Origin of the sequence: Sphingomonas sp. Leaf5, from assembly GCF_001421155.1 — a bacterium.
Classification (GTDB): Bacteria; Pseudomonadota; Alphaproteobacteria; order Sphingomonadales; family Sphingomonadaceae; genus Sphingomonas.
In genome coordinates this window covers 82193-104582 of sequence record NZ_LMJZ01000012.1, presented here as the reverse complement: position 1 = coordinate 104582, position 22390 = coordinate 82193, and the positions used below count along the sequence as shown (strand labels likewise).

Genomic DNA, 22390 nt, shown 5'->3' with positions numbered 1-22390 from the left:
TTATCCGGCCTTTGCGGGCGCGGACGCGGCGTCACTGGCGGGTTTGGGGGCGATCGTCTGCGGCGCGTTCGCCGGCATCGGCCGGATCTTCGCGTTCGGGCGCAGGTTCGCGGTACCCTGCGTAATCACCTTGTCGCCGGGGTTCAGGCCGCCGGTCACGACCCAGAACTGGCCCTGCGTCCGATCGGCCTGCACCGTCTTCTGCACGGCGGTGTCGTTCGGCCCGACGACGAAGACCGTCGCCAGCCCCTTGGGATCGCGCTTGACCGCCTGTTGCGGCACGAGGATCGCCTTCGTATCGATCGCCTGCGCGAATTTGGCGCGGACGAACATGCCGGGCAACAACACGCCCTGTGGATTGGGGAAGCGGGCGCGCAGCGTTACCGTGCCGGTCTGCGCGTTGACCATGACCTCGGCGAACTGGACGCTGCCGGTCCGGCCATAATCGCTGCCGTCCTCGAGCGTCAGGCGCACCGCCGCCGAGGCCGGCACCGCCCCGCCGCTCGCCAGCTGCCGGCGCAGCGCGAGCAGGTCGGCAGCCGATTGCTGGATATCGACGAAGATCGGGTCGAGCCGCTGGATCACCGCCAGCGGATCGGTCTGGTTGCTGGTGACCAGCGCGCCTTCGGTGAAATAGCTGCGCCCGATCCGCCCGGTGATCGGCGCGGGCACGTTGGTGAACGACAGGTTCACGCGCGCCGTCTCCAGCTGCGCGCGGCTCTGCGCAACGGCGGCGGCGGCCTGCCGCGCCTGCGCGGCGGCGTCGGTATAGTCCTGACGGCTGACTGCTTCGATCTCGGCAAGGGGGCGATAGCGTTCGGCGCGGACGCGCGTCGCCTCGGCATTCGCCTGCGCGCTGTTCAGGTTCGCGACCGCTTCGTTGGTCTGCGCCCGGTACAGGCGCGGGTCGATCTCGTAGAGCGTCTGTCCGGCGCGGACCAAGGCGCCTTCGGTGAAGAAGCGGCGGCGGATAAGTCCCGCGACCTGCGGACGGACTTCGGATTGCTGGAAGGCGACAACGCGCGCGGCGAGATCGGCGGTCTGCGCGACGCTGGTCGGCTGGACGACGACGAAGCCGACCGCGGCCGGTCCCTGATTGCCGCGACCGTTCTTGCCCTTTTCCTCACTTTCGCCGCTGCTGCCGCAACTCGACAGGAGCAAGGCGGACGACAACAGCAACAGGCACGGGCGAACGCGCGACGACGCGGATCGGATCAAGGCGGCAACCTTTACGACGGGATACGGCGCGGATGCGCCGGCCGCATAACCGGCCGGACACCCGAAAGTTTCATGAACCGTTTTCATACGCTTGGCGTCAAGCGACGCAATGCGCGAGTTGTCGCAAATTGTCGCGGGGTTTGGCCCGGACCGTCCGGCCGCATCGGATCGTCACCCCGGACTTGATCCGGGGTCCCGCTTTTCCCCGACCGAAGACGAAGAAGAAGCGGGACCCCGGGTCGAGCCCGGGGTGACGATAGGTGCCGGTTTAAACCGATGCGCCGCCCGTCCAGCGATACGCCTCGCGCGATTCCGGCTTCATCTCGATCGAATAGCCCGGCAGGGTCGGTGCGCGATAGGCACCCCGCTCGACGATGCACGGATCGACGAAATGTTCGTGGAGGTGATCGACGAACTCGGCCGCACGATCGTGCTTGACGCCCGAAAAGCACAGATAGTCGATCATCGACAGGTGCTGGACATATTCACACAGCCCGACGCCGCCGGCATGCGGCCAGACGGCGAGGTTGAACTTCGCCGCCATCAGCAGCACCGCCAGCACCTCGTTCACACCGCCCAGCCGGCAGGCGTCGATCTGCACTACGTCGAGCGCGTGGCGCATGATGAACTGTTTGAAGACGATGCGGTTCTGGCACATCTCGCCGGTGGCGACCTGCACCGGCTTCACGCCCTCGCGGATCGCGCGATGCCCCTCGACATCGTCGGGCGAGGTCGGCTCCTCGATGAAGCGCAATTTGGCGAAGGCGAGGTCGTTGACGCGGGCAATGGCGTCGGACACTTCCCACACCTGATTGGCGTCGATCATCAGGTCGATGTCCGGCCCGACCGTGTCCCGCGCCAGCGCCACGCGGCGGCGGTCGTTTTCGGGATCGCCGCCGACCTTCAGCTTGATATGGGTGAAGCCGTCGGCCACCGCCTCGCGGCACAGCCGGACCAGCTTTTCGTCCGAATAGCCGAGCCAGCCGGGCGAGGTGGTATAGGCCGGATAGCCCTCCGCCAGCAGCGTAGTCCGCCGCTCCGCCTTGCCGATCGCGCGTTCTTCGAGCAGTCCCACGGCTTCGTCGGGGGTGATGCAGTCGGTCATGTAGCGGAAATCGATCAGGCCGACGATCTCGGCCGCCGACATCGACCCGATATAATCCCACAGCGGCAGGCCGGCGGCCTTGGCGAGCAGATCCCACACCGCATTGACGACCGCGCCGGTGGCGAGGTGGATGATCCCCTTTTCCGGGCCGACCCAGCGCAGCTGGCTGTCACCGGTCATTCGCCGCCAGAAGCCTGCGCCGTCGCTGCGGATATCGTCGAGCGACAGCCCCTCGACCAACGGCGCCAGCGTCGCGATCGCCGCGCAGCACAGGTCGTTGCCGCGACCGATGGTGAAGGTCAGGCCATGCCCTTCCAGCCCCGGCGTGTCGGTTTCGAGGATGCAATAAGCCGCCGAATAGTCCGGCTCCGGATTCATCGCGTCCGATCCGTCGAGGAACGCCGAGGTCGGAAACCGGATGTCGTGCACCGATAGCCGGGTGATGATCGTCATGTGCAGCCCCCAATGGGGCATCGCCGGTAATGATCGATCCGCCCCGTTCCGGTCACCGCGATATCGATGCCGAACCGTTTTCATATGTGAACGGATTTTTGCTTGCAACTGGAAAGCGTCGGGTAGTCTGAAGGGGCTAGCTCCTTCTCTCGTCACCCCGGACTTGATCCGGGGTCCCGCTTTCTTTCCAGTGTAGCAGAAGAAGCGGGACCCCGGATCAAGCCCGGGGTGACGTGCGTTTCGGAACCCGACTGCAAACTTCAAGGATGATGGTCGTCGTCCACCAGTTGCGCCGAGATCCGCGCCGCCGCCGCCTGCACCGCGGCCGCCGCCGCATCGATCGCGTCGGGTTCGCCGAGCTTCGCCAGATAGGGCATGGTCAGCGCCGCTGCCGCACCACCACCGCGCAGGATCGGGGCCGACAGGTCGGTCACGCCGCTGACGAAGCGGCTGGGGGTGCGTTCGACCGCGCGCTGGCGGATTTCGTCGGCATGGATGCGGAACGCCGCCAGCGTTGCGGCATCGGGCTGCGGGTCGAGCAGCTTTTCCCAGCGGGCGCGGACGTCGTCGGGCTGGAACGCATACAGCACCGCCCCCGACGCCGCCTGCAACAAGGGCCGGCGATAGCCGACGCGCACCGAGAACCCGAGCTGTTCGGCCGATTCCATCCGCGCGACCACCGCCATGTCGCCCATGGTATGGACCGCGACATGGCATGACTGGCCGGTATCCTGCGCCAGCCGCCGCATTTCGGGCAACGCGACCTCGATCAGATAACGGGTGCGCGGCTGGTTCATGCCCAGCGAGAAGAGCCGGTCGCTCAGGCTATAGCCCTCGCCCCCCGCCTCGGTTGTCAGATAGCCGCGATATTCGAGCACCTGCACCATCCGGAACAACTCGCCATGCGACCGCCCCAGCCGCTGCACGATCTGCGTCAGCGTCAGCGGCGTCGCACAACCGGCCAGCAGTTCGAGGATGTCGAGCCCCTTTTCGAGCGCGGGCGCACGATAGCGGCGATCGTCCCCGGCGTCGGTATCGGGTTCGGCGGCGGGGTCCGGGACAACGGTGGTCATGGCCGCAACCCTCGCCAAAAAACGCTGCCCGTGCAACCCGATGCGCCGTACCGTCGTCGCTGCATCGCACAAACGACTTGATATGTTGTATCATATTACGGTAGCGCGACGGATCATCGTACTTCGGAGTCGTATCAAATGGTCCGTGCCGCCCTTTGGCTGTCGAGCGCCGCTCTGTTCCTTCCCGCCGCCGCCTTCGCCCAGACTGCCGCCGCACCGGCGACCGGCGACGACTATCACCGCGATGCGCCGCCCGAGATCATCGTCACCGCCCCCTATGCCCGCACCCAGGCCGACATCCTGTCGGGCACCAGTGTCCTGAGCGGCGAGGAACTGACCCGCGAACTGCGCCCGACCATCGGCGAGACGCTGGCGCGGCAGCCCGGCGTGTCGGCGACCAGCTTCGGCCCCAACGCCTCGCGTCCGGTGCTGCGCGGGCTTCAGGGCGAGCGGGTGCGCGTGCTGACCGACGGGATCGGCAGCTTCGACGTGTCGAACACCTCGGTCGACCATGCCGTCGCGATCAATCCGCTGACCGCCGACCGGATCGAGGTGCTGCGCGGCCCATCCGCGTTGCTGTTCGGATCGTCGGCGATCGGGGGCGTGGTCAACGTCATCGACAGCCGCATTCCGCGCCGGGTACCGACCGAACCCGTCCATGTCGACGCGCTGGCCACCTATGGATCGGCCGCGAACGAGCGGAGCGGATCGGCGGCGGTCGACGTGCCGGTCACCGACAAGGTCGTGTTCCACCTCGACGGCACCTATGGCAGGACCGACGACCTCGACACCGGCGGCCATATCCTGTCGCAGCCGCTGCGCCGGCAGGCCGCCGCCAGCATCGATGCCGACGTCCGCGCGCTCGCCGACCTGAGGGGCAAGCTGCCCAATTCGCAGTCGGAAATGTGGGAAGTCGCCGGCGGTGCGGCGATCGTCACCGACACCGGCAATCTCGGTTTCTCGGTCAACCATCTCGACAACCGCTACGGCGTTCCGATCCGTTATTCGCTGAACGGCGGCGAGGCGGAGGAGGTCACGCTGCATGTCCAGCAGACCCGCGCCGACATGCGTGCCGAGGTCGATACCGGCGGCGGCCTGCTCGAAAAGATCCGCCTGCGCGCGGGCTTCGCCGATTACCGCCATGACGAGATCGAGGATACCGGCGAAATCGGCACCAGCTTCTTCAACCGGGGGATCGAGGCACGGGTGGAACTGGTGCAGGCGGCGCGCGGCGGGTGGCGCGGCGCGGTCGGCGGACAGATGTTCATCCGCGACCTGAACATCGTCGGCGACGAAAAATTCCTGCCCAGGAGCGAGACGCAGCAATTCGGCCTGTTCACGCTGCAGTCGTTCGATCTGGGCGCGTTCCGTGCCGAAGCGGGCGGGCGGTATGAATATACCACCGCGCGCGCCGCGGCCGACGCGCTGCTCGGCAACGATAATATCCGTCGCAGCTTCGACAGCTTTTCCGGATCGCTGGGCGGCAGCGTCGCGCTGGCCGACCATGTCCGCATCGGCATCAACGCCAGCCACACCGAACGCGCGCCATCGGCCGAGGAACTGTTCGCCAACGGGCCGCATGCCGGCACGCAGGCGTTCGAGGTCGGCAATCCCGCCTTCGCCAAGGAAATCAGCGACGGGCTGGAAGCGACGCTGAAGGGGTCGGGCGACGGCTACAGCTTCGGCCTGTCGGCATATCACAACTGGTTCCGCAACTTCATCTACGAGAACCCGACCGGTGCCGAGCAGGACGACCTGCCGGTGTTCCAGTACCAGCAGGCCGACGCCCGGCTGTGGGGGTTCGAGGCGGAGGCGTCGGCACGGCTGGCGAAGATCGGCGAGACCGCGATCAACCTCGACGGTCTGGCCGACTATACCCGCGCCACGATCGTCGATCGCGGCCCCGCCCCGCGCATCCCGCCGCTGCGCGTGCTCGGCGGGATCGAGGCACAGGGCCGGCTGGTGCAGGTGCGCGGCGAGGTCGAGCATGTGACCCGCCAGGACCGCGTCGCCGATCTGGAAACGACGACGCCGGCCTATACGATGGTCAACGCCTCGGTCTCGCTGCGGCCGTTCGGTAGGGACAGCAAGACGACGCTGATGGTGTCGGCGAACAACCTGTTCGACGTCGAAGCGCGCCGCCATGCGAGCTTCCTCAAGGACTTCGCCCCGCTGGCCGGGCGCGATGTCCGGGTGACGGCGCGGCTGGCGCTGTAACCGCGGTTGCGGGGGAGGCCCTCGCGGCGCACATACCCCGTCGTCCCCGCGAAGGCGGGAATGACGAAGGGGGTCATCGTCTCGCTCCTCCCGTCATCCCGGCCTGCGCCGGGATGACGGGAGGAACCGACCACCCTATCTACCCGTCCATGTCCCGCGCCCGCGTCCTCCTGCTCAATGCCGCACTCGGGCCGCTCGACTACCGGGTGCCGCATGGCATGACCGTCGAGCCGGGCTCGATCGTCACCGCCCCGCTCGGCCCCCGCCAGTTGCTGGGCGTGGTGTGGGATGCCGAGCGGCTGGCGACCGAGGAAGTCGGCGACAATCGCCTGCGGCCGCTCCTCGCCGTTGCCGACGTGCCGCCGATCGCCGCGCCCTTGCGCCGGCTGGTCGAATGGACGGCGGGCTATTATCTGGCGGCACCGGCATCGGTGCTGCGCATGTGCCTCGCGTCGAACTCTGCGCTGGAGGGGGCGAAGCTCGCCATCGAATATCGCGCGACCGGCGAAATCCCCGACCGCCTGACCCCGCAGCGGGCACAGGCGCTGGAGCGGATCGGCGAGCGGCGCGGGCTGGTGCGTGAACTTGCCAGCATCGCCGACGTGTCCGACGCGGTCATCCGCGGCCTCGTCAAGCTCGGCGCGATCGAGGCGGTGTCGGTCGATATCGACCAGCCTTATGCCGTCCCCGATCCCGACCATCACCGCCCCGAACTGTCCGCCGACCAGCATGCGGCGGCCGACCGGCTGACGGCGGCGGTGGAGGCCGATGCCTTTCACCCCTTCCTGCTCGACGGCGTCACTGGATCGGGCAAGACCGAAGTGTATTTCGAGGCGGTGGCGGCGGCGATCGCGGCGGGGCGACAAGTGCTGGTGCTGCTCCCCGAAATCGCGCTGACCGAACCGTTCCTCAAACGCTTCACCGCGCGCTTCGGCTGCGAACCGGTGCCGTGGCACAGCGACCTGCGATCGACCCAGCGCCGCCGCTCGTGGCGCGCCATCGCGTCGGGTCAGGCGAAGGTCGTGGTCGGCGCGCGATCGGCGTTGTTCCTGCCCTATGCCGATCTCGGGCTGATCGTCGTCGACGAAGCGCACGAAACCAGCTTCAAGCAGGAAGAGGGCGTGCACTACCACGCCCGCGACGTCGCGGTGATGCGCGGGCTGTTCGAGAAATGCCCGGTGATCCTCGCCAGCGCGACCCCGGCGATCGAGACCCGGCAACAGGTGGCGCAGGGCCGCTATACCGAGGTGAAGCTGCCCGGCCGCTACGGCAAGGCGCAGTTGCCGACGATCGAGGCGATCGACCTGATCGAACAACCGCCCGAACGCGGCCGCTGGATCGCAGCACCCTTGGTCAAGGCGATCGACGAGACGCTGTCGCGCGGCGAACAGGCGCTGCTGTTCCTCAACCGGCGCGGCTATGCCCCGCTGACGCTGTGCCGGTCGTGCGGGCATCGCTTCCAATGCCCCAATTGCACCGCATGGATGGTCGAACACCGGCTGATCCACCGGCTGTCGTGCCATCATTGCGGCCATGTCATCCCGACCCCGCGCGCCTGCCCCGAATGCCATGCCGAAGACGCGCTGGTCGCCTGCGGCCCCGGCGTCGAGCGGATCGCCGACGAAGCCGCCGCGCTATGGCCGACCGCCAGGATCGCCATCGTCACCTCCGACACCATCTGGTCCCCGGCCAAGGCGGCGGAGTTCGTCGGGCGGATGGAGGCGGGCGATATCGATATCGTCGTCGGCACGCAGCTGGTGACGAAAGGCTATCATTTTCCCAACCTCACCTGTGTCGGGGTGATCGACGCCGATCTGGGATTGCAGGGCGGCGATTTGCGCGCGTCGGAACGCACCTTTCAACAGATCGCGCAGGTCGCCGGACGCGCCGGGCGCGGGACCAAGCCCGGCCATGTCTATATCCAGACGACGCAGCCGAACGCGCCGGTGATGCAGGCGCTGATCTCGGGCGATGCCGACAGCTTCTACGCCGCCGAGACCGAAGCGCGCGAGGATGCCGGCGTGCCGCCCTTCGGCCGCTATGCCGCGATCATCGTGTCGTCGGAGGACAAGGGCGCGGCGGAGACGACCGCCCGCGCGATCGGCCGCGCCGCGCCGCACGTCGATGGCTGCCACGTCTATGGCCCCGCCCCCGCCCCGCTGGCGATGCTGCGCGGGCGGCACCGCTTCCGCCTGCTGGTCCACGCCACCCGCGCACTCGACATACAGGACGTGATCCGCGACTGGCTCGACGGGGTCGACTGGAGCGCCAAGGTCCGCGTCGCGGTCGACGTCGATCCGTACAGCTTCGTATAGGGGGCAGCCAAACCTTCGAAAAACTACCGTAACCCCGGACTTGATCGAGACGTCTGCGAAAAGTCCTGATTCCTGCCCCCTGCCGTACCCCCGCGCAGGCGGGGGTCCAGAGTTCCAAGCGCAAGCCGTTGTTACCCTTGGCTCTGGACCCCCGCCTGCGCGGGGGTACGGCGAGTTTTGCCCAAGTTTGCGACGTTCGCAGAAATCTCGACGTGATCCGGGGTCCCGCTTTTTTACCGACCGCAGAAGAAGCAGAAGAAGAAGCGGGACCCCGGGTAAAGCCCAAGGTGACGGAAGGGGGGAGACGTACCGCCTCACAGGCACACCCCCTTGCCCCGCCCGCCGGTTTCGCCGAAACGGCGGCCGCCATGGTAAAGAACGCGACACCGATCCTGCGCCTGCTGACGATCTGGCTGACGGCGCTCGCCGCGCTGCTGGTCCTCTCCGCGCCCGCCCGTGCCGACGACGTGTCGGCGGCGGCGCGCGGCGTCGTCCGCGTCGTCGTGATCGCGACCGTCGATGGCGAGATGGTCGATGTCGAACACGGCACCGGCTTTGCGGTCGCGCCCAATCGCATCGTCACCAACGCCCATGTCGTCGAACTGATGGAACGCTATCCCGGCGACACCGTCGTCGGCGTGGTTCCGTCCGAAGGCGACCGGTCGTTCGAGGGGCGCGTCGTCCGCATCGACAAGGCGCGCGATCTGGCGCTGATCGAGGTCGGCGGCGTGCGCCTGCCGCCGCTGACCGTCTATACCGGTGGCCTCGGCGAAGGCGATGCGGCCATCGCGCTCGGCTATCCCGGCAATGTCGACCTCGCCACCGCGCGATCGGTCGACGATTTCGTCACGCCGACCTCGCCGGTCCGCTCGCAGGGCGTATTGTCGGGCAACCGCACGCTGGAAGGCACGGCGGTGCTGGTCCATACCGCCAGCATCGCGCGCGGCAATTCGGGCGGGCCGCTGCTCGACCGGTGCGGCCGGGTGCTCGGCGTCAATTCGGCGCTGACCCGGGGCGAGGAGGGCGATGCCAGCTTCGCCTTCGCCATTTCCGATGGCGAGCTGATCGCGTTCCTGCGCGAGGCGGCGCAGCAGGTCGCGACCATCGCCACCCCCTGCCTGACGCTCGCCGATGCCGATGCCCGCGACCGCGCCGATGCCGAACGCCAGACGATCGAGGACCGCGAGCGCGCCCGCGCCGCCACCGAACGCGCGCGCGAGGAACGCGCGACCGCGCTCGAACAGGCGCGCGCCGACAATGCCGAAACTCGCGAGAACATGATCGCCGCCGCCGCGCTGCTGCTGGCACTGTCGGTGCTGGCGGCTGGTGGGGCCGGGTTGTTGCTGACCCGTGGGCAGCCGCGTACCGCGAAGTTCGCCGCGATCGGCGGCGGCGTGCTGTTCGTCGGCGCGATCGCCACCTTCCTGCTGCGGCCCGATTTCGATCCGGCCTCGATCGCCGCCGCCGACGAATCGGGCAATACCGCCGCGACCCGGATCGCGCCGCTGACCGGGCCGCTCGAATGCACGCTGGTGCCCGAACGCAGCCGCATCATCCTGTCGCCGGTCGAAACCGTCCGCTTCGGCTGGCGCGCCGATGGCTGCATGAACGGCCGCACCCAATATGCCGAGGCGCCGGGCGGCGGGTGGGAGCGGATTCTCGTCCCGAATGAGGACGCCACCGTGTCGGTGCTGCGCTTCGATCCGGTCAGCGGCAGCTACACCAACAGCCGCTATCTGCTGTCCGCCGAATCGATGCAGCGCGCCCGCACGTTGCGTGGGCAGGTGCAGCAAAAGGCGTGCGCCGCCGACACCGGCGCGCGCGCGGCGCTTGCCACGCAGCAATCGGCGATTCGCACCTCGCTGCCCGCGCAGGTCAACGAACGGCTGGTCTATCGGTGTACCGCGGCCAAGTAGAAGCAGGGGTTTTCACGCGGAGGCGCGGAGACGCGGAGGGGTTACGCTCCGGGCACTGTCGCTCGCGATCGGAAGACCCGGCCCGCGGTTGCAGCGGGCAATAGGCCGCTGGCGCGGGGTGCGGTCGAAACGGACGCACCCCCTCCGCGTCTCCGCGCCTCCGCGTGAACCCCGCTTCCTTCCCGCGGTCCGATAATCCCCCGTTCAGCTTGCATCCGAATCGGAACACACCACTACACCTCCCGCAAAGCTTGCGAAATCATGACACCGATGCTAGCGGCCCCCACGACCCATCGGGGGCGCGTGGGGCCGGTCAGCGGCGCGACATTGGTTCGCGACGGCGGTTGGGAGTGCGGCCCCCTCACCGGCATGGGATGTTGAATTGACCCCTGACAAGGACGCACGCGTGGAGACATCCGGCGGAACTACTGGCGGCGGAACGATCCAGGCGAGCCTGGGTGGCCGCTATGCAACCGCGCTGTTTGGCCTCGCTCAGCAGCAGGGCCAGCTCGACGCGGTCGAATCGAGCCTGAAGACGCTGTCGACGGGCATCGCCGAATCGGACGATCTCGCCGCGCTGGTGAAAAGCCCGCTGATCGGTCGCGCCGACGCCGCGCGCGCCATCGCCGCGCTGGCACCGGTGCTGGGCCTCAACCCGCTGACCGCCAATTTCCTCGGCGTGCTCGCGCAGAATCGTCGTCTGGGCGACCTGCCCGCGATCATCCGCGCGTTTCGCGAACTGGCGGCGCGCAGCCGCGGTGAAACCAATGCAGAGGTCGTTTCGGCACATCCGCTGGACGATTCGCAGGTCGATGCGCTGCGCCAGCAGCTGCGCCACCGGATCGGTCGCGACGTCGCGATCGACCTGAAGGTCGACCCCACGCTTTTGGGCGGTCTGATCGTCAAGATCGGCAGCCAGATGATCGACAGCTCGATCAAGACCCGACTGAACACGCTCGCGCACGCGATGAAAGGCTGAACATGGATATCCGCGCCGCAGAAATTTCGAAGGTCATCCGCGACCAGATCGCCAATTTCGGCACCGAAGCGCAGGTTTCGGAAGTCGGCCAGGTGCTGTCGGTGGGTGACGGCATCGCCCGCATCCACGGGCTCGACAACGTCCAGGCGGGCGAAATGGTCGAGTTCGGCGGCGGCATCCAGGGCATGGCGCTGAACCTCGAAGCCGACAATGTCGGCGTCGTGATCTTCGGGTCGGACTCGTCGATCAAGGAAGGCGACACCGTCAAGCGCACCGGCACCATCGTCGACGTTCCGGTCGGCAAGGGGCTGCTGGGTCGCGTCGTCGACGGTCTCGGCAACCCGATCGACGGCAAGGGCCCGATCGTGTCGGACCGCCGCAGCCGCGTCGACGTGAAGGCACCGGGCATCATCCCGCGCACCTCGGTTCACGAACCGATGCAGTCGGGCCTGAAAGCGATCGACGCCCTCGTCCCCGTCGGCCGTGGCCAGCGCGAACTCATCATCGGCGATCGTCAGACCGGAAAGTCGGCGGTCGCGATCGACACCTTCATCAACCAGAAGACCGCGAATGCGGGCGATGACGAGAGCAAGAAGCTCTATTGCGTCTATGTCGCCGTCGGCCAGAAGCGTTCGACCGTCGCCCAGCTGGTGCGCACGCTCGAAGAAAACGGCGCGATGGAATATTCGATCGTGGTCGCCGCGACCGCGTCGGACCCCGCCCCGCTCCAGTATCTGGCGCCGTACACCGGCACCGCGATGGGTGAATATTTCCGCGACAACGCGATGCACGCGCTGATCGTGTTCGACGATCTGTCGAAGCAGGCCGTCGCCTATCGTCAGATGTCGCTGCTGCTGCGCCGTCCGCCGGGCCGCGAAGCGTACCCTGGCGACGTGTTCTATCTGCACAGCCGCCTGCTCGAGCGCGCTGCCAAGATGTCCGACGCCAATGGCGGCGGCTCGCTGACCGCGCTGCCGATCATCGAAACCCAGGCAGGCGACGTGTCGGCCTACATCCCGACCAACGTGATCTCGATCACCGACGGCCAGATCTTCCTCGAAACCGACCTGTTCTTCGCCGGCATCCGCCCCGCGATCAACGTCGGCCTCTCGGTCAGCCGCGTCGGTTCCGCCGCGCAGACCAAGGCGATGAAGAAGGTCGCAGGGTCGATCAAGCTGGAGCTGGCGCAGTACCGCGAGATGGCGGCGTTCGCGCAGTTCGGGTCGGACCTCGACGCGTCGACGCAGAAGCTGCTGAACCGCGGTGCGCGCCTGACCGAATTGCTCAAGCAGGCGCAGTTCTCGCCGATGCCGTTCGAGGAACAGGTCGCATCGATCTTCGCCGGCACGCAGGGCTATCTCGACACCGTTCCGGTGAACGACGTGACCCGCTACGAACAGGCGATGCTCGCCGATCTCCGCGCGAACCATGCGGGCGTCCTCACCAAGATCCGCGACACCAAGGATCTGGGCGACGAGGCGAAGTCGGGCCTGAAGGCCGCGCTCGACCAGTTCGCCAAGAACTTCGCATAACCATCAAAGCCCTCTCCCCTTCAGGGGAGAGGGTTGGGAGAGGGGAAGCGCGGGACGGCCGAAGTTGCCACCCCCGCGCTTCCCCACCCTCTCCCCTGAAGGGGAGAGGGAGTAGGGAAAACAGATGGCAAGCCTCAAGGCCCTAAAGCTCCGCATCGGCTCGGTGAAGTCGACGCAGAAGATCACCAAGGCGATGAAGATGGTCGCCGCCGCCAAGCTGCGCCGTGCGCAAGAGGCGGCCGAGGCCGGTCGTCCCTATGCGAGCCGCGTCGAACAGGTCGTCGCCAGCCTCGCCTCGACGGTGCAGGTCACCGAGGGCAGCTCGCCGCTGCTCGCCGGCACCGGCAGCGATCAGGTCCACCTGTTCGTCGTCGCGACGTCGGACAAGGGGCTGGCCGGTGCGTTCAATTCGAACATCGCCCGCATGGCGCGCCGCCGCGCGCTGGAGCTTCAGGAACAGGGCAAGACCGTCAAGTTCCTGACGATCGGCCGCAAGGGTCGCGCCGTGCTGGCGCGCCAGTTCCGCGACGGCTTTGTCCATTCGGTCGAACCGGGCGATCTGGGCAAGCTGACCTTTGCCGATGCGAAGGGCTATGCCGACGACCTGATCCGCCGCTTCCACGCGGGCGAATTCGACGTCGCGCACCTGTTCTATGCAACCTTCAAGACGGTGCTGACGCAGGAACCCACGGAACAGCAACTGATTCCGGTCAAGATCCCGACCCCCGCCGTGGCAACTTCGCAACCTTCCGCCGATGCCGTCGTCGAATATGAACCGAGCGAGGAAGCGATCCTCGACAGCCTGTTGCCCACGAACATCGCGGTGCAGATCTACCGCGCGATGAAGGAAAACGCGGCGTCGGAACAGGGTTCGAAGATGACGGCGATGGACAACGCCACGCGCAATGCGGGCGATCTCATCAACCGTCTGACGATCGAATATAACCGCACCCGTCAGGCCGCGATCACGACCGAACTGGTCGAAATCATCTCGGGCGCCGAGGCGCTGTGATCCGCCCTGCCGTCCTGCTGGCGCTCGTCGCCACGCTGGCCGGCTGCGGTCAGCCTGCTGCCGACAAGGCGGCGGAACGGCCGCGCGCGACGCCGACGCCGTTCGTCACCGGCGGCTGGGCGACGGTGTTCGGCGATGCGCCGAAGACGATCGACCTGCTGAACGGCATGGGCTTCCGCCTGTCGCCCTACGAACAGGCCGGCGGTGCCTTCATCGCCAATGCGATGCCGACGCCGATGGCCGATCCGTCGATCAAGCCGGTCAACATCGCGAACCTGTCCGTCCGGGGCGATGCCACGCGGATCGACCGGGTTCGGTTCACGCTGGACATCGTGAACCTCGACTCCAGCCCGTTTGCGAAGGACCAGTTCGCGCGCTGGATCGACCGTCCGCTCGCCAGCCTCGGCCTGCCCGGCCGCGACGAAGTGAAGCGCGGCATCATGACCGAGAGCCCGGCATCGGGTACAGTCCCCGGTGCCGATTACCAGATTACCCGTGAAACGATCGACGGCGGTCGCCGTCTGGTCGTAGACTTTACCCGCCCCGCGCCACAGGCGGGCAGCAGCAGCGAACCGAGGAAGCAGTGATGGCAACCGCCGCAGACACCTACGCCCCCCAGGGCAGCACCAACCATACCGGCCGGATCAGCCAGGTCATCGGCGCGGTCGTCGACGTTGCGTTCGACGGCGAGCTGCCGGCGATCCTGTCGGCGCTCGAAACCGACAACAACGGCAACCGGCTGGTCCTCGAAGTCGCGCAGCATCTGGGCGAGAACACCGTCCGCACGATCGCGATGGACGCGACCGAAGGTCTGACCCGTGGTCAGGCGGTGCGCGACACCGGATCGCAGATCCGTGTGCCGGTCGGTCCCAAGACGCTCGGCCGCATCCTGAACGTCGTCGGCGAGCCGATCGACGAGCGCGGTCCGGTCGGTGCCGAAACCACCGCACCGATCCATGCAGCGGCACCGCTGTTCGTCGACCAGTCGACCGAGAGCGCGATTCTCGTCACCGGCATCAAGGTCATCGACCTACTCGCCCCCTATGCGAAGGGCGGCAAGATCGGCCTGTTCGGCGGCGCGGGCGTCGGCAAGACCGTGCTGATCCAGGAACTGATCAACAACATCGCCAAGGGCCATGGCGGCACGTCGGTGTTCGCGGGCGTGGGTGAACGTACCCGCGAGGGCAACGATCTGTACCACGAATTCCTCGACGCCGGCGTCATCGCCAAGGATGCCGACGGCAATCCGACCAGCGAGGGTTCGAAGGTCGCGCTGGTCTATGGCCAGATGAACGAGCCGCCGGGCGCGCGTGCCCGCGTCGCGCTGTCGGGCCTGACGATCGCCGAATATTTCCGCGACGTCGAAGGGCAGGACGTGCTGTTCTTCGTCGACAACATCTTCCGCTTCACCCAGGCGGGTTCGGAAGTGTCGGCACTGCTCGGCCGCATCCCGTCGGCCGTGGGCTATCAGCCGACGCTGTCGACCGACATGGGCGCGCTGCAGGAACGCATCACCTCGACCAACAAGGGATCGATCACCTCGGTGCAGGCGATCTACGTCCCCGCCGACGATTTGACCGATCCGGCTCCGGCGACCTCGTTCGCCCACTTGGACGCGACGACCGTGCTCAACCGCGCGATCTCGGAACTCGGCATCTATCCGGCGGTCGATCCGCTCGATTCGACCAGCCGCGTTCTCGAACCGCGCACCGTCGGTCAGGAGCATTACGACACGGCGCGCGCCGTCCAGTCGCTGCTCCAGCGCTACAAGTCGCTGCAGGACATCATCGCCATCCTCGGCATGGACGAGCTGAGCGAAGAGGATAAGGTCACAGTCGCCCGCGCCCGCAAGATCCAGAAGTTCCTCAGCCAGCCGTTCCACGTCGCCGAGGTCTTCACCGGCATCAGCGGCAAGTTCGTCGCGCTGGAAGACACGGTGAAGTCGTTCAAGGCGGTCGTCGAAGGCGAATACGATCACCTGCCGGAAAGCGCCTTCTACATGGTCGGCGGCATCGACGAAGTGGTCGCCAAGGCGCAGAAGATGGCGCAGGACGCGTAAAGCTCTTTTCCCTCTCCCCTTCAGGGGAGAGGGTCAGGGAGAGGGGCAGATCGATGCCGCTTTCCGAAAGCCCCTCTCCCCGACCCTCTCCCCTGAAGGGGAGAGGGAGTAAGGTAACGATATGCTGCACTTCGAACTCGTGACCCCCGAAAAGCTGGTGCGGTCGGAATCGGTCTACATGGTCACCGTGCCGGGCACCGAAGGCGACTTCGGCGTGCTGGAAGGCCATGCGCCGTTCATGTCGACGATCCGCGATGGCGACGTCCTGATCCAACGCACCGAAAAGGGCGAGGCAGAGCGCATCGCGATCCGCGGCGGCTTCGCCGAAGTGACCTCGCGCGGGCTGACGATCCTCGCCGAACAGGCCGGCTGATCGTTCGCACAACGCGTTGAACGAAACGCCGCGTCGGACCGAGGTCCGGCGCGGCGTTTTGCGTTTGGAGCGTTCACCAACCGAGCGTCACCCCGGACCTGACCGAAACCTCTGCGAAAGAACTGGTTCCTACCCCCTGTCGTACCCCCGCGCAGGCGGGGGTCCAGGGCTCCAGGCGCAAGCCGTTGTTCTGCTTGGCTCTGGACCCCCGCCTGTGCGGGGGTACGGCGAGTTTTCGGTTAAGCCTGAACCTTCGCATAGGTCTCGGCTCGCCCCGGTGTGACGAGGGATGGAGCAAATGAGTAGCCCTCCGCACCGCCCTAACCATGCGGATGCGCGTTGCGGTACACGTCCAGCAGATGCGCGGCATCGACCGCCGTATAGATCTGCGTCGAGGACAGGCTGGCATGACCCAACAGCGCCTGTAGCGATCGCAGGTCAGCCCCCCGGCCCAGCAGATGCGTGGCGAAGCTGTGGCGCAGCGCGTGGGGCGTCGTGCGGTCGCCGAGGCCGAGCCGCCCGCGCGCGGCCTGCACCGCCCGGCGGACGACCCCGGCGGCCAGCGGCCCGCCCTTCGCCCCCCGGAACAGCGGCGCGTCGCGCGCGGTGCCCCACGGTTGCTGCGCAACATAGGCCTCGATCGCGGCGCGGACCGGCGGCAACAGCGGCACGACCCGCGTCTTGTCGCGCTTGCCGGTCACGACGAGCGTCGCGCCGAGCGGCAGGACCGCGCCGGTCAGCGACAATGCCTCACCGATGCGCAGCCCGGCGCCATAGAGCAGCAGCAACACCGCCCAGTCGCGGGCACCGATCCACGGTTCGGCGGCGAAGTCGGCGACATCCCCCGCCAACGCCACCGCGTCGTCGGGCGAGATCGGACGGGGGACGGTCTTGCCGGTGCGGGGTCCGCGCAGGCGCGGTGCTTCGACACCGGCGAAATCGAGAAAGGCGCGTACCGCCGACAATTCGCGCGCAGCGGACGCATTGCCCAGCCCGTCTTCGCGGCGACGGGCGAGGAAGGCGCGCAGGTCGGTGGCGGTGATGCGGGCCAGTCGTCGGGCATCGACCGCCCCGCCCCAATGGCCTTGCAGGAACGCGATCAACCGCTCGGCGGTCGCGGCATAGGCACGAACGGTATGCGCGGATCGCCGCCGATCCCGCGCGAGATGCGTCGCGAAGGCCAGCGGCAGGGGCTGCGTCAGGTCGTTCACGCCAGCCCCCGCTGCGATCAGCCGATCTTCTGGCCCGACTTGGCCCAGTCGGCCATGAAGCCCTCGATCCCCTTGTCGGTCAGCGGATGCTTGACCAGCGCGCGGATGACCGACGGCGGCGCGGTCATCACGTCCGCGCCCATCTTGGCCGATTCGAGGACGTGGATCGGATGGCGGACGCTGGCGACGAGGATCTCGGTGCCGAAATCATAATTGTCGTAGATCAGGCGGATGTCGCTGATGAGGCCCATGCCGTCGAAACCGATATCGTCATGCCGCCCGACGAACGGCGAGACGAAGGTCGCGCCGGCCTTTGCCGCCAGCAGCGCCTGATTGGCGGAGAAGCACAGCGTCACATTGACCATCGTGCCGTCGTCGGTCAGCGCCTTGCAGGTCTTGAGGCCGTCGATGGTGAGCGGCACCTTCACCGCGACGTTATCGGCCAGTTTGCGCAGGATTTCGGCCTCGCGCATCATGCCGGCGTGGTCGAGCGCCACGACCTCCGCCGATACCGGCCCCGGCGTGATCGAACAGATTTCGCGCACGACCTCAAGGAAATCACGGCCCGATTTGTGGATCAGCGACGGGTTGGTGGTCACGCCGTCGAGCAGGCCGGTTTCGGCCAGTTCGCGAATGTCGCTGGTATCGGCGGTGTCGACGAAGAATTTCATGGGACTCGGTTCCTGCGCGGGTCGGGACAAGATGCCGCCCCATCGCCCATCGGCGCGGCGGGAGCAAGGGCAGGCCGACGTCGACCCTTTTCCTGCGCGCGCCGATCCAGTATCTGCGCGCGCATGACCGCGCCGCAACCCGAATGGGCCCCCCACGCCGCCGTATGGATCGGCTATCCCAGCCACGCCGAACTATGGCTGGAGGACCTCGACCCCGCCCGCGACGAAGTCGTCGCCTTTGCAAGGGCCGTCCATGCCGAAGGACGCGGCGAGACGGTGATCCTGGTCGCCGCGACCGTGGAAGCCGCCGACGACGCCCGCGCCCGCGCGCCCTTTGCCGAAGTCACGATCGAGGCGTTCGGCGACATCTGGCTGCGCGATACCGGCCCGATCATCGGCGGCGACGGCACGGCGCACCGGTTCGGCTTCAACGGCTGGGGCGGCAAGTACGACCTGCCCGGCGACAGCGACATCGGTCTGCGCCTTGCCCGCGGGCGTGGGCTGACCGTGGCGGATCACGACTGGATCATCGAGGGCGGCGCGATCGACGGCGACGGTACCGGGCTGGTCGTGACGACCGAGCAATGCCTGCTCAACCCCAATCGCAACACCGGTTTCTTCAAGACGGCGGCGGAAGCGCGGCTGCACGACGATCTGGGCTATGACCGGGTATTGTGGCTGGGCGACGGGCTGCTGAACGACCATACCGACGGCCATGTCGACAATCTGGCGCGCTTCGTCGGGCCGAACCGGCTGGCGATCCCGCAGGCGGCCGAGAATGATCCCAACTGGCGCATCTATCAGGATGCGACGGCACGGGCACAGGCGTTCGGCGTCGAGGTGGTGCCGGTCCCCTCCCCCGGCCGCGTGCTGTCGCCCGATGAGGAGATCATTCCGGGCAGCCACATGAACTTCTATATCGGCAACGCCGTGGTGGTCGTGCCGCTCTACGGCACCGGCACCGATGCCGCCGCCATCGCCGCCTTTGCCGCAATTTTCCCCGATCGCGAGGTCGTGGGGCTGCGCGCCGATCATATCCTGACCGGCGGCGGCAGCTTCCACTGCATCAGCCAGCAGATTCCGGCATAACCCGAAGGACCGCCCCGTCATGACCGAGATCACCGTCGCCGCGCTCCAGCTCGGCTTCTCGACCGATATCGACCGTAACATCGCCAATGTCGCGCGACTGGTGCGCGAGGCGGCGGCGCGCGGCGCGCAGGTCATCCTGCCGCCCGAATTGTTCGAGGGCGAGTATTTCTGCCGGGTCGAGGACGAAGGGCTGTTCGCCAACGCCAAACCGGTCACCGAGCACAAGGCGGTGCTGGCGATGCAGGCGCTTGCAGCCGAGTTGAAGGTGCATATCCCGACCAGCTTCTTCGAAGCCGACGGCCCGCATCATTACAACAGCCTGGCGATGATCGACCCCGATGGCCGCGTGCAGGGCGTGTATCGCAAGAGTCATATCCCCGATGGTCCGGGATATGAGGAGAAATTCTATTTCCGCCCCGGCAATACCGGGTTCAAGGTGTGGGATGGTCCGGCCAAGCTGGGCGTCGGCGTCTGCTGGGACCAATGGTATCCCGAAACCGCGCGCGCGCTGATGCTGATGGGCGCGGAAGTGCTGTTCTATCCGACCGCGATCGGCAGCGAGCCGCACGACACCAGCCTCGACACCGCGCGGCTGTGGCGGCGGGCGATGGTCGGCCATGCGGTGTCGAACGTCGTGCCGGTGGTCGCCGCCAACCGGGTCGGGGTCGAACATGACCAGACCTTCTACGGCACGTCGTTCATCACCGACGAGCGCGGCGACATCCTTGCCGAACTCGACCGCGAGGAAGAGGGCGTCATCACCGCGACGCTCGACCTCGACCGGGTGAAGCGTCACCGCGCCGCCTTCGGCTTCTTCCGCGACCGGCGGCCGGAGCTGTACGGGCGGCTGGTGCAGGATATCTGACCTGACTCCCCTCCCTGAGAAGGGAGGGGAGATCAGTCGTCGAAATCCGGTACCCGCCGCTCCATGCCGGCACGCACCGCCTCGATTTGATTGGCGCTACCGAGCAACGCGATCTGTTCGGCGCTTTCGGCGGTAAGAATCGTCGCGGCATCGGCGTCGTCGGCGAGGTTGGCGAGCCGCTTGGCGGCACGCACCGCGTCGGGGCTGCGCCCGGCGATGCCGCGGGCGATTTCCATCGCCGTATCGACCGGATGATCGGCGATGCGCGTCACGAACCCCACTCGCCGCGCCTCGACCGCATCGAATTCGCGCGCGGTGAACGCCAGTTCGCGCAATACATCGCCGCGCACGTCGCGCCACAGCGCGAAGCCGGCCATGTCGGCGACCAGCCCCCATTTCGCCTCCAGGATCGCAAAGCGCGTGTCCGGTGCGGCGATCCGGACATCGGCACCGGCCATGATCTGCAAGCCGCCGCCCAGTGCCAGCCCATGCACCGCCGCGATCACCGGCATCGGCAACGTCCGCCAGCCCCATGCGACCTGCTGCACCCGGTTGGCGATGCCATGCGTCCGCGCCGCAAGGTCGAGGCCCGCCGCGCCCGCCGCCATGCTCGCCATGTCCAGCCCGGCGCAAAAGGCGCGCCCCTCACCCGACAGGATGACGCAGCGCACCGGGGACGTACGCAACGTCTCGATCGTGTCGATCAGCGCGTCGAACATCGCCGGATCGATCGCGTTCATCTTGTCGCCGCGGGTCAGCCGGACGTCGGCGATGCCGTCCGCGATCGTCGTCGTCACCCGCATCGGTCCCGCTCCCCAACTTCCCCCTTTTCAATCGACGCGGCGCGCGTAGCATGGGGATAGCCGGACGATACCGGCAGGGGACAGGAGAGGAAAGATGCGGCATTGGTGGTTGGCCATGGCGCTGCTGGCGGCACCGGCCGTCGCGCAGGACGCGGGCGTCGGCGACGTATACGGCACCGCGCTCGGCAATGGCTGGGAAAACTGGAGCTGGGCGAAGGTCGAATTGTCGAGCGAGGTACAGGGATCGCAGCGCAAGCCGATCCGGGTCGAGGCGGGACCGTATCAGGCGCTGTACCTGCACCACGCACCGTTCGACACCACGGCATACAAGTCGGTGGCGATGCTGATCCAGGGCATGGACGGCGGCGCGCAGCAGTTGCGGATCGTCGCGGTAGTCGGTGGCAAGCCGCTCGATACACAGGCCTATACGGTGACGTTGCCCGCAAGCGGCTGGAAGAAGATCGAACTGCCGCTGTCGAGGATCGGCGCCGACAACAAACAGATCGACGGACTATGGGTCCAGAATGCGACCGACAAGCCGGTCGCGCCCTTCTATGTCACGGAGATCACGCTGCACTGACCCCCGCCGCCGCTTCAACCGACCGCCAAAACGCTCTACAGGGCCGGTGATGACTGGTTTTCCGCTCCCGCCCGGCTTCGACCCGGCCCGCTTCTTTTCGGCGCGGGTCGGTGGGCATGGGTCGCGGCTGGGCATCGGCTATCGGGCGCATGGCGCGGATTGGTGCGAGCTGCTATTGCCGTTCCGCCCCGACCTGATCGGCGATCCGGCGCGCGGCGTGCTGGCATCGGGGCCGATCCTGACGCTGATGGACATGGCGACCAGTGTCGGCGTGTGGCTGAAACGCGGGGCGTTCCTGCCGCATGCGACGCTCGACCTGCGGCTCGACTATCTGCGTCCGGCCACGCCGGAGCGGACGGTGGTCGGGCGCGGCGAATGTTACCGCGTCGCGCGGCAGGTCGCGTTCGTACGCGGCATCGCCCATGACGGCGATCCCGACGATCCGGTCGCGCATGTCGCCGGCACCTTCATGCTGCTGGACGCCGGCTGATGCTGCCACCCTATGCCGACCTGCTCGGGCTGACGCTCGATACCGACGATGCCGGGCACCCGATCGTCGCGATGGCGTTTGCCGACGACCTGCTCGGGCGGCCCGGCTTCGTCCATGGCGGTGCGATCGGCGGCATGCTGGAAATGGCGGCATGGGTTGCGCTGCGCCATGCACTGGGTGCCGACGAAGCGACGATCAAGCCGATCAACGTCACCATCGACTATATGCGCGGCGGACGCGAACGCATGACATGGGCGGCGGGCAGCGTCACCCGGCTGGGTGCGCGCATCGCCAATGTCGCCGCGACCGCGTGGCAGGACGACCGCGACCGGCCGATCGCAGCGGCGCGGCTGAACTATCTGTTGCGGCGCTGAGAGGCTGTTTGAAAACTCGCGGTAGAGCGAGTTTCATAGGCGGTGCCGGCCCCGG

At 67.4% G+C, this 22390-nt stretch carries 20 protein-coding genes; 14 read left to right on the top strand and 6 right to left on the bottom strand.

Annotation, left to right across the window (positions count from 1 at the left end):
• From ASE50_RS09555 to ASE50_RS09545, 3 genes are all read right to left on the bottom strand, one after another.
• On the bottom strand, positions 1–1215 hold the full coding sequence (locus tag ASE50_RS09555) for an efflux RND transporter periplasmic adaptor subunit (RefSeq protein WP_235512284.1): 1215 nt from the start codon (positions 1213–1215) through the stop codon (positions 1–3).
• Between the two features lie 271 nt (positions 1216–1486).
• Entirely contained in the window at positions 1487–2776 is a 1290-nt protein-coding gene (locus ASE50_RS09550) for an L-fuconate dehydratase (RefSeq protein WP_056399130.1), read from the bottom strand.
• Positions 2777–3036: 260 nt separating this feature from the next.
• Entirely contained in the window at positions 3037–3849 is an 813-nt protein-coding gene (locus ASE50_RS09545; protein ID WP_056399128.1) for an IclR family transcriptional regulator, read from the bottom strand.
• A gap of 138 nt (positions 3850–3987) precedes the next feature.
• On the opposite strand from ASE50_RS09545, the gene ASE50_RS09540 reads away from it, so the two are divergent.
• The 9 genes from ASE50_RS09540 (at position 3988) to ASE50_RS09500 (ending at position 16252) form a co-directional block, all read left to right on the top strand.
• Positions 3988–6066 (top strand): TonB-dependent receptor, encoded by a 2079-nt coding sequence (locus ASE50_RS09540; RefSeq protein WP_056399126.1) that lies wholly within the window; start codon positions 3988–3990, stop codon positions 6064–6066.
• Between the two features lie 149 nt (positions 6067–6215).
• A complete protein-coding gene (locus ASE50_RS09535; protein WP_056399122.1) occupies positions 6216–8381 on the top strand; it encodes a primosomal protein N' in 2166 nt (721 codons plus the stop codon).
• Between the two features lie 368 nt (positions 8382–8749).
• Complete coding sequence (locus tag ASE50_RS09530; RefSeq protein ID WP_056399116.1) at positions 8750–10297, top strand: S1C family serine protease; 1548 nt, start codon at positions 8750–8752, stop codon at positions 10295–10297.
• A gap of 406 nt (positions 10298–10703) precedes the next feature.
• Positions 10704–11276 (top strand): F0F1 ATP synthase subunit delta, encoded by a 573-nt coding sequence (locus ASE50_RS09525; RefSeq protein ID WP_056399115.1) that lies wholly within the window; start codon positions 10704–10706, stop codon positions 11274–11276.
• Positions 11277–11278: 2 nt separating this feature from the next.
• Positions 11279–12808: a F0F1 ATP synthase subunit alpha gene (atpA, locus tag ASE50_RS09520; protein ID WP_056399112.1), complete on the top strand. Its 1530-nt coding sequence runs from the start codon at positions 11279–11281 to the stop codon at positions 12806–12808.
• Between the two features lie 124 nt (positions 12809–12932).
• Positions 12933–13820: a F0F1 ATP synthase subunit gamma gene (locus ASE50_RS09515; RefSeq protein ID WP_056399111.1), complete on the top strand. Its 888-nt coding sequence runs from the start codon at positions 12933–12935 to the stop codon at positions 13818–13820.
• Entirely contained in the window at positions 13817–14407 is a 591-nt protein-coding gene (locus tag ASE50_RS09510; protein ID WP_056399108.1) for a hypothetical protein, read from the top strand. Before ASE50_RS09515 ends, ASE50_RS09510 begins: the two co-directional genes overlap by 4 nt.
• Positions 14407–15879 carry a F0F1 ATP synthase subunit beta gene (gene atpD, locus ASE50_RS09505; RefSeq protein ID WP_056399105.1) on the top strand — a complete coding sequence of 491 codons (1473 nt, stop codon included), beginning with the start codon at positions 14407–14409 and terminating at the stop codon, positions 15877–15879. The genes ASE50_RS09510 and atpD overlap by 1 nt, the downstream gene beginning before the upstream one ends.
• Before the next feature lie 121 nt (positions 15880–16000).
• A complete protein-coding gene (locus ASE50_RS09500) occupies positions 16001–16252 on the top strand; it encodes an ATP synthase F1 subunit epsilon (RefSeq protein ID WP_056399102.1) in 252 nt (83 codons plus the stop codon).
• 320 nt (positions 16253–16572) lie between these two features.
• Here ASE50_RS09500 and ASE50_RS09495 read toward each other — a convergent pair whose 3' ends face one another.
• The gene (locus tag ASE50_RS09495; protein ID WP_056399543.1) at positions 16573–17454 is read right to left on the bottom strand and encodes a tyrosine recombinase XerC; all 882 of its coding nucleotides are present in this window, start codon (positions 17452–17454) and stop codon (positions 16573–16575) included.
• Positions 17455–17480: 26 nt separating this feature from the next.
• Entirely contained in the window at positions 17481–18134 is a 654-nt protein-coding gene (gene fsa, locus ASE50_RS09490; RefSeq protein ID WP_056399100.1) for a fructose-6-phosphate aldolase, read from the bottom strand.
• Between the two features lie 123 nt (positions 18135–18257).
• Between fsa and ASE50_RS09485 the strand changes: the two genes are divergently transcribed.
• Together ASE50_RS09485 and aguB are read left to right on the top strand one after the other, a co-directional pair.
• A complete protein-coding gene (locus tag ASE50_RS09485) occupies positions 18258–19223 on the top strand; it encodes an agmatine deiminase family protein (protein ID WP_056399098.1) in 966 nt (321 codons plus the stop codon).
• Between the two features lie 19 nt (positions 19224–19242).
• Positions 19243–20088: an N-carbamoylputrescine amidase gene (gene aguB, locus ASE50_RS09480; RefSeq protein WP_056399089.1), complete on the top strand. Its 846-nt coding sequence runs from the start codon at positions 19243–19245 to the stop codon at positions 20086–20088.
• A gap of 32 nt (positions 20089–20120) precedes the next feature.
• On the opposite strand, the gene ASE50_RS09475 is transcribed toward aguB, so the two are convergent.
• Positions 20121–20891 carry a crotonase/enoyl-CoA hydratase family protein gene (locus ASE50_RS09475; RefSeq protein ID WP_056399086.1) on the bottom strand — a complete coding sequence of 257 codons (771 nt, stop codon included), beginning with the start codon at positions 20889–20891 and terminating at the stop codon, positions 20121–20123.
• Positions 20892–20985: 94 nt separating this feature from the next.
• Between ASE50_RS09475 and ASE50_RS09470 the strand changes: the two genes are divergently transcribed.
• From ASE50_RS09470 to ASE50_RS09460, 3 genes are read left to right on the top strand one after another with little or no spacing between them, the layout of a single operon-like run.
• The gene (locus ASE50_RS09470; RefSeq protein ID WP_056399083.1) at positions 20986–21471 is read left to right on the top strand and encodes a hypothetical protein; all 486 of its coding nucleotides are present in this window, start codon (positions 20986–20988) and stop codon (positions 21469–21471) included.
• A gap of 49 nt (positions 21472–21520) precedes the next feature.
• Entirely contained in the window at positions 21521–21961 is a 441-nt protein-coding gene (locus ASE50_RS09465) for a PaaI family thioesterase (RefSeq protein ID WP_056399080.1), read from the top strand.
• Positions 21961–22335 (top strand): PaaI family thioesterase, encoded by a 375-nt coding sequence (locus tag ASE50_RS09460; protein ID WP_056399077.1) that lies wholly within the window; start codon positions 21961–21963, stop codon positions 22333–22335. Before ASE50_RS09465 ends, ASE50_RS09460 begins: the two co-directional genes overlap by 1 nt.
• The last annotated feature ends 55 nt before the right edge of the window (positions 22336–22390 follow it).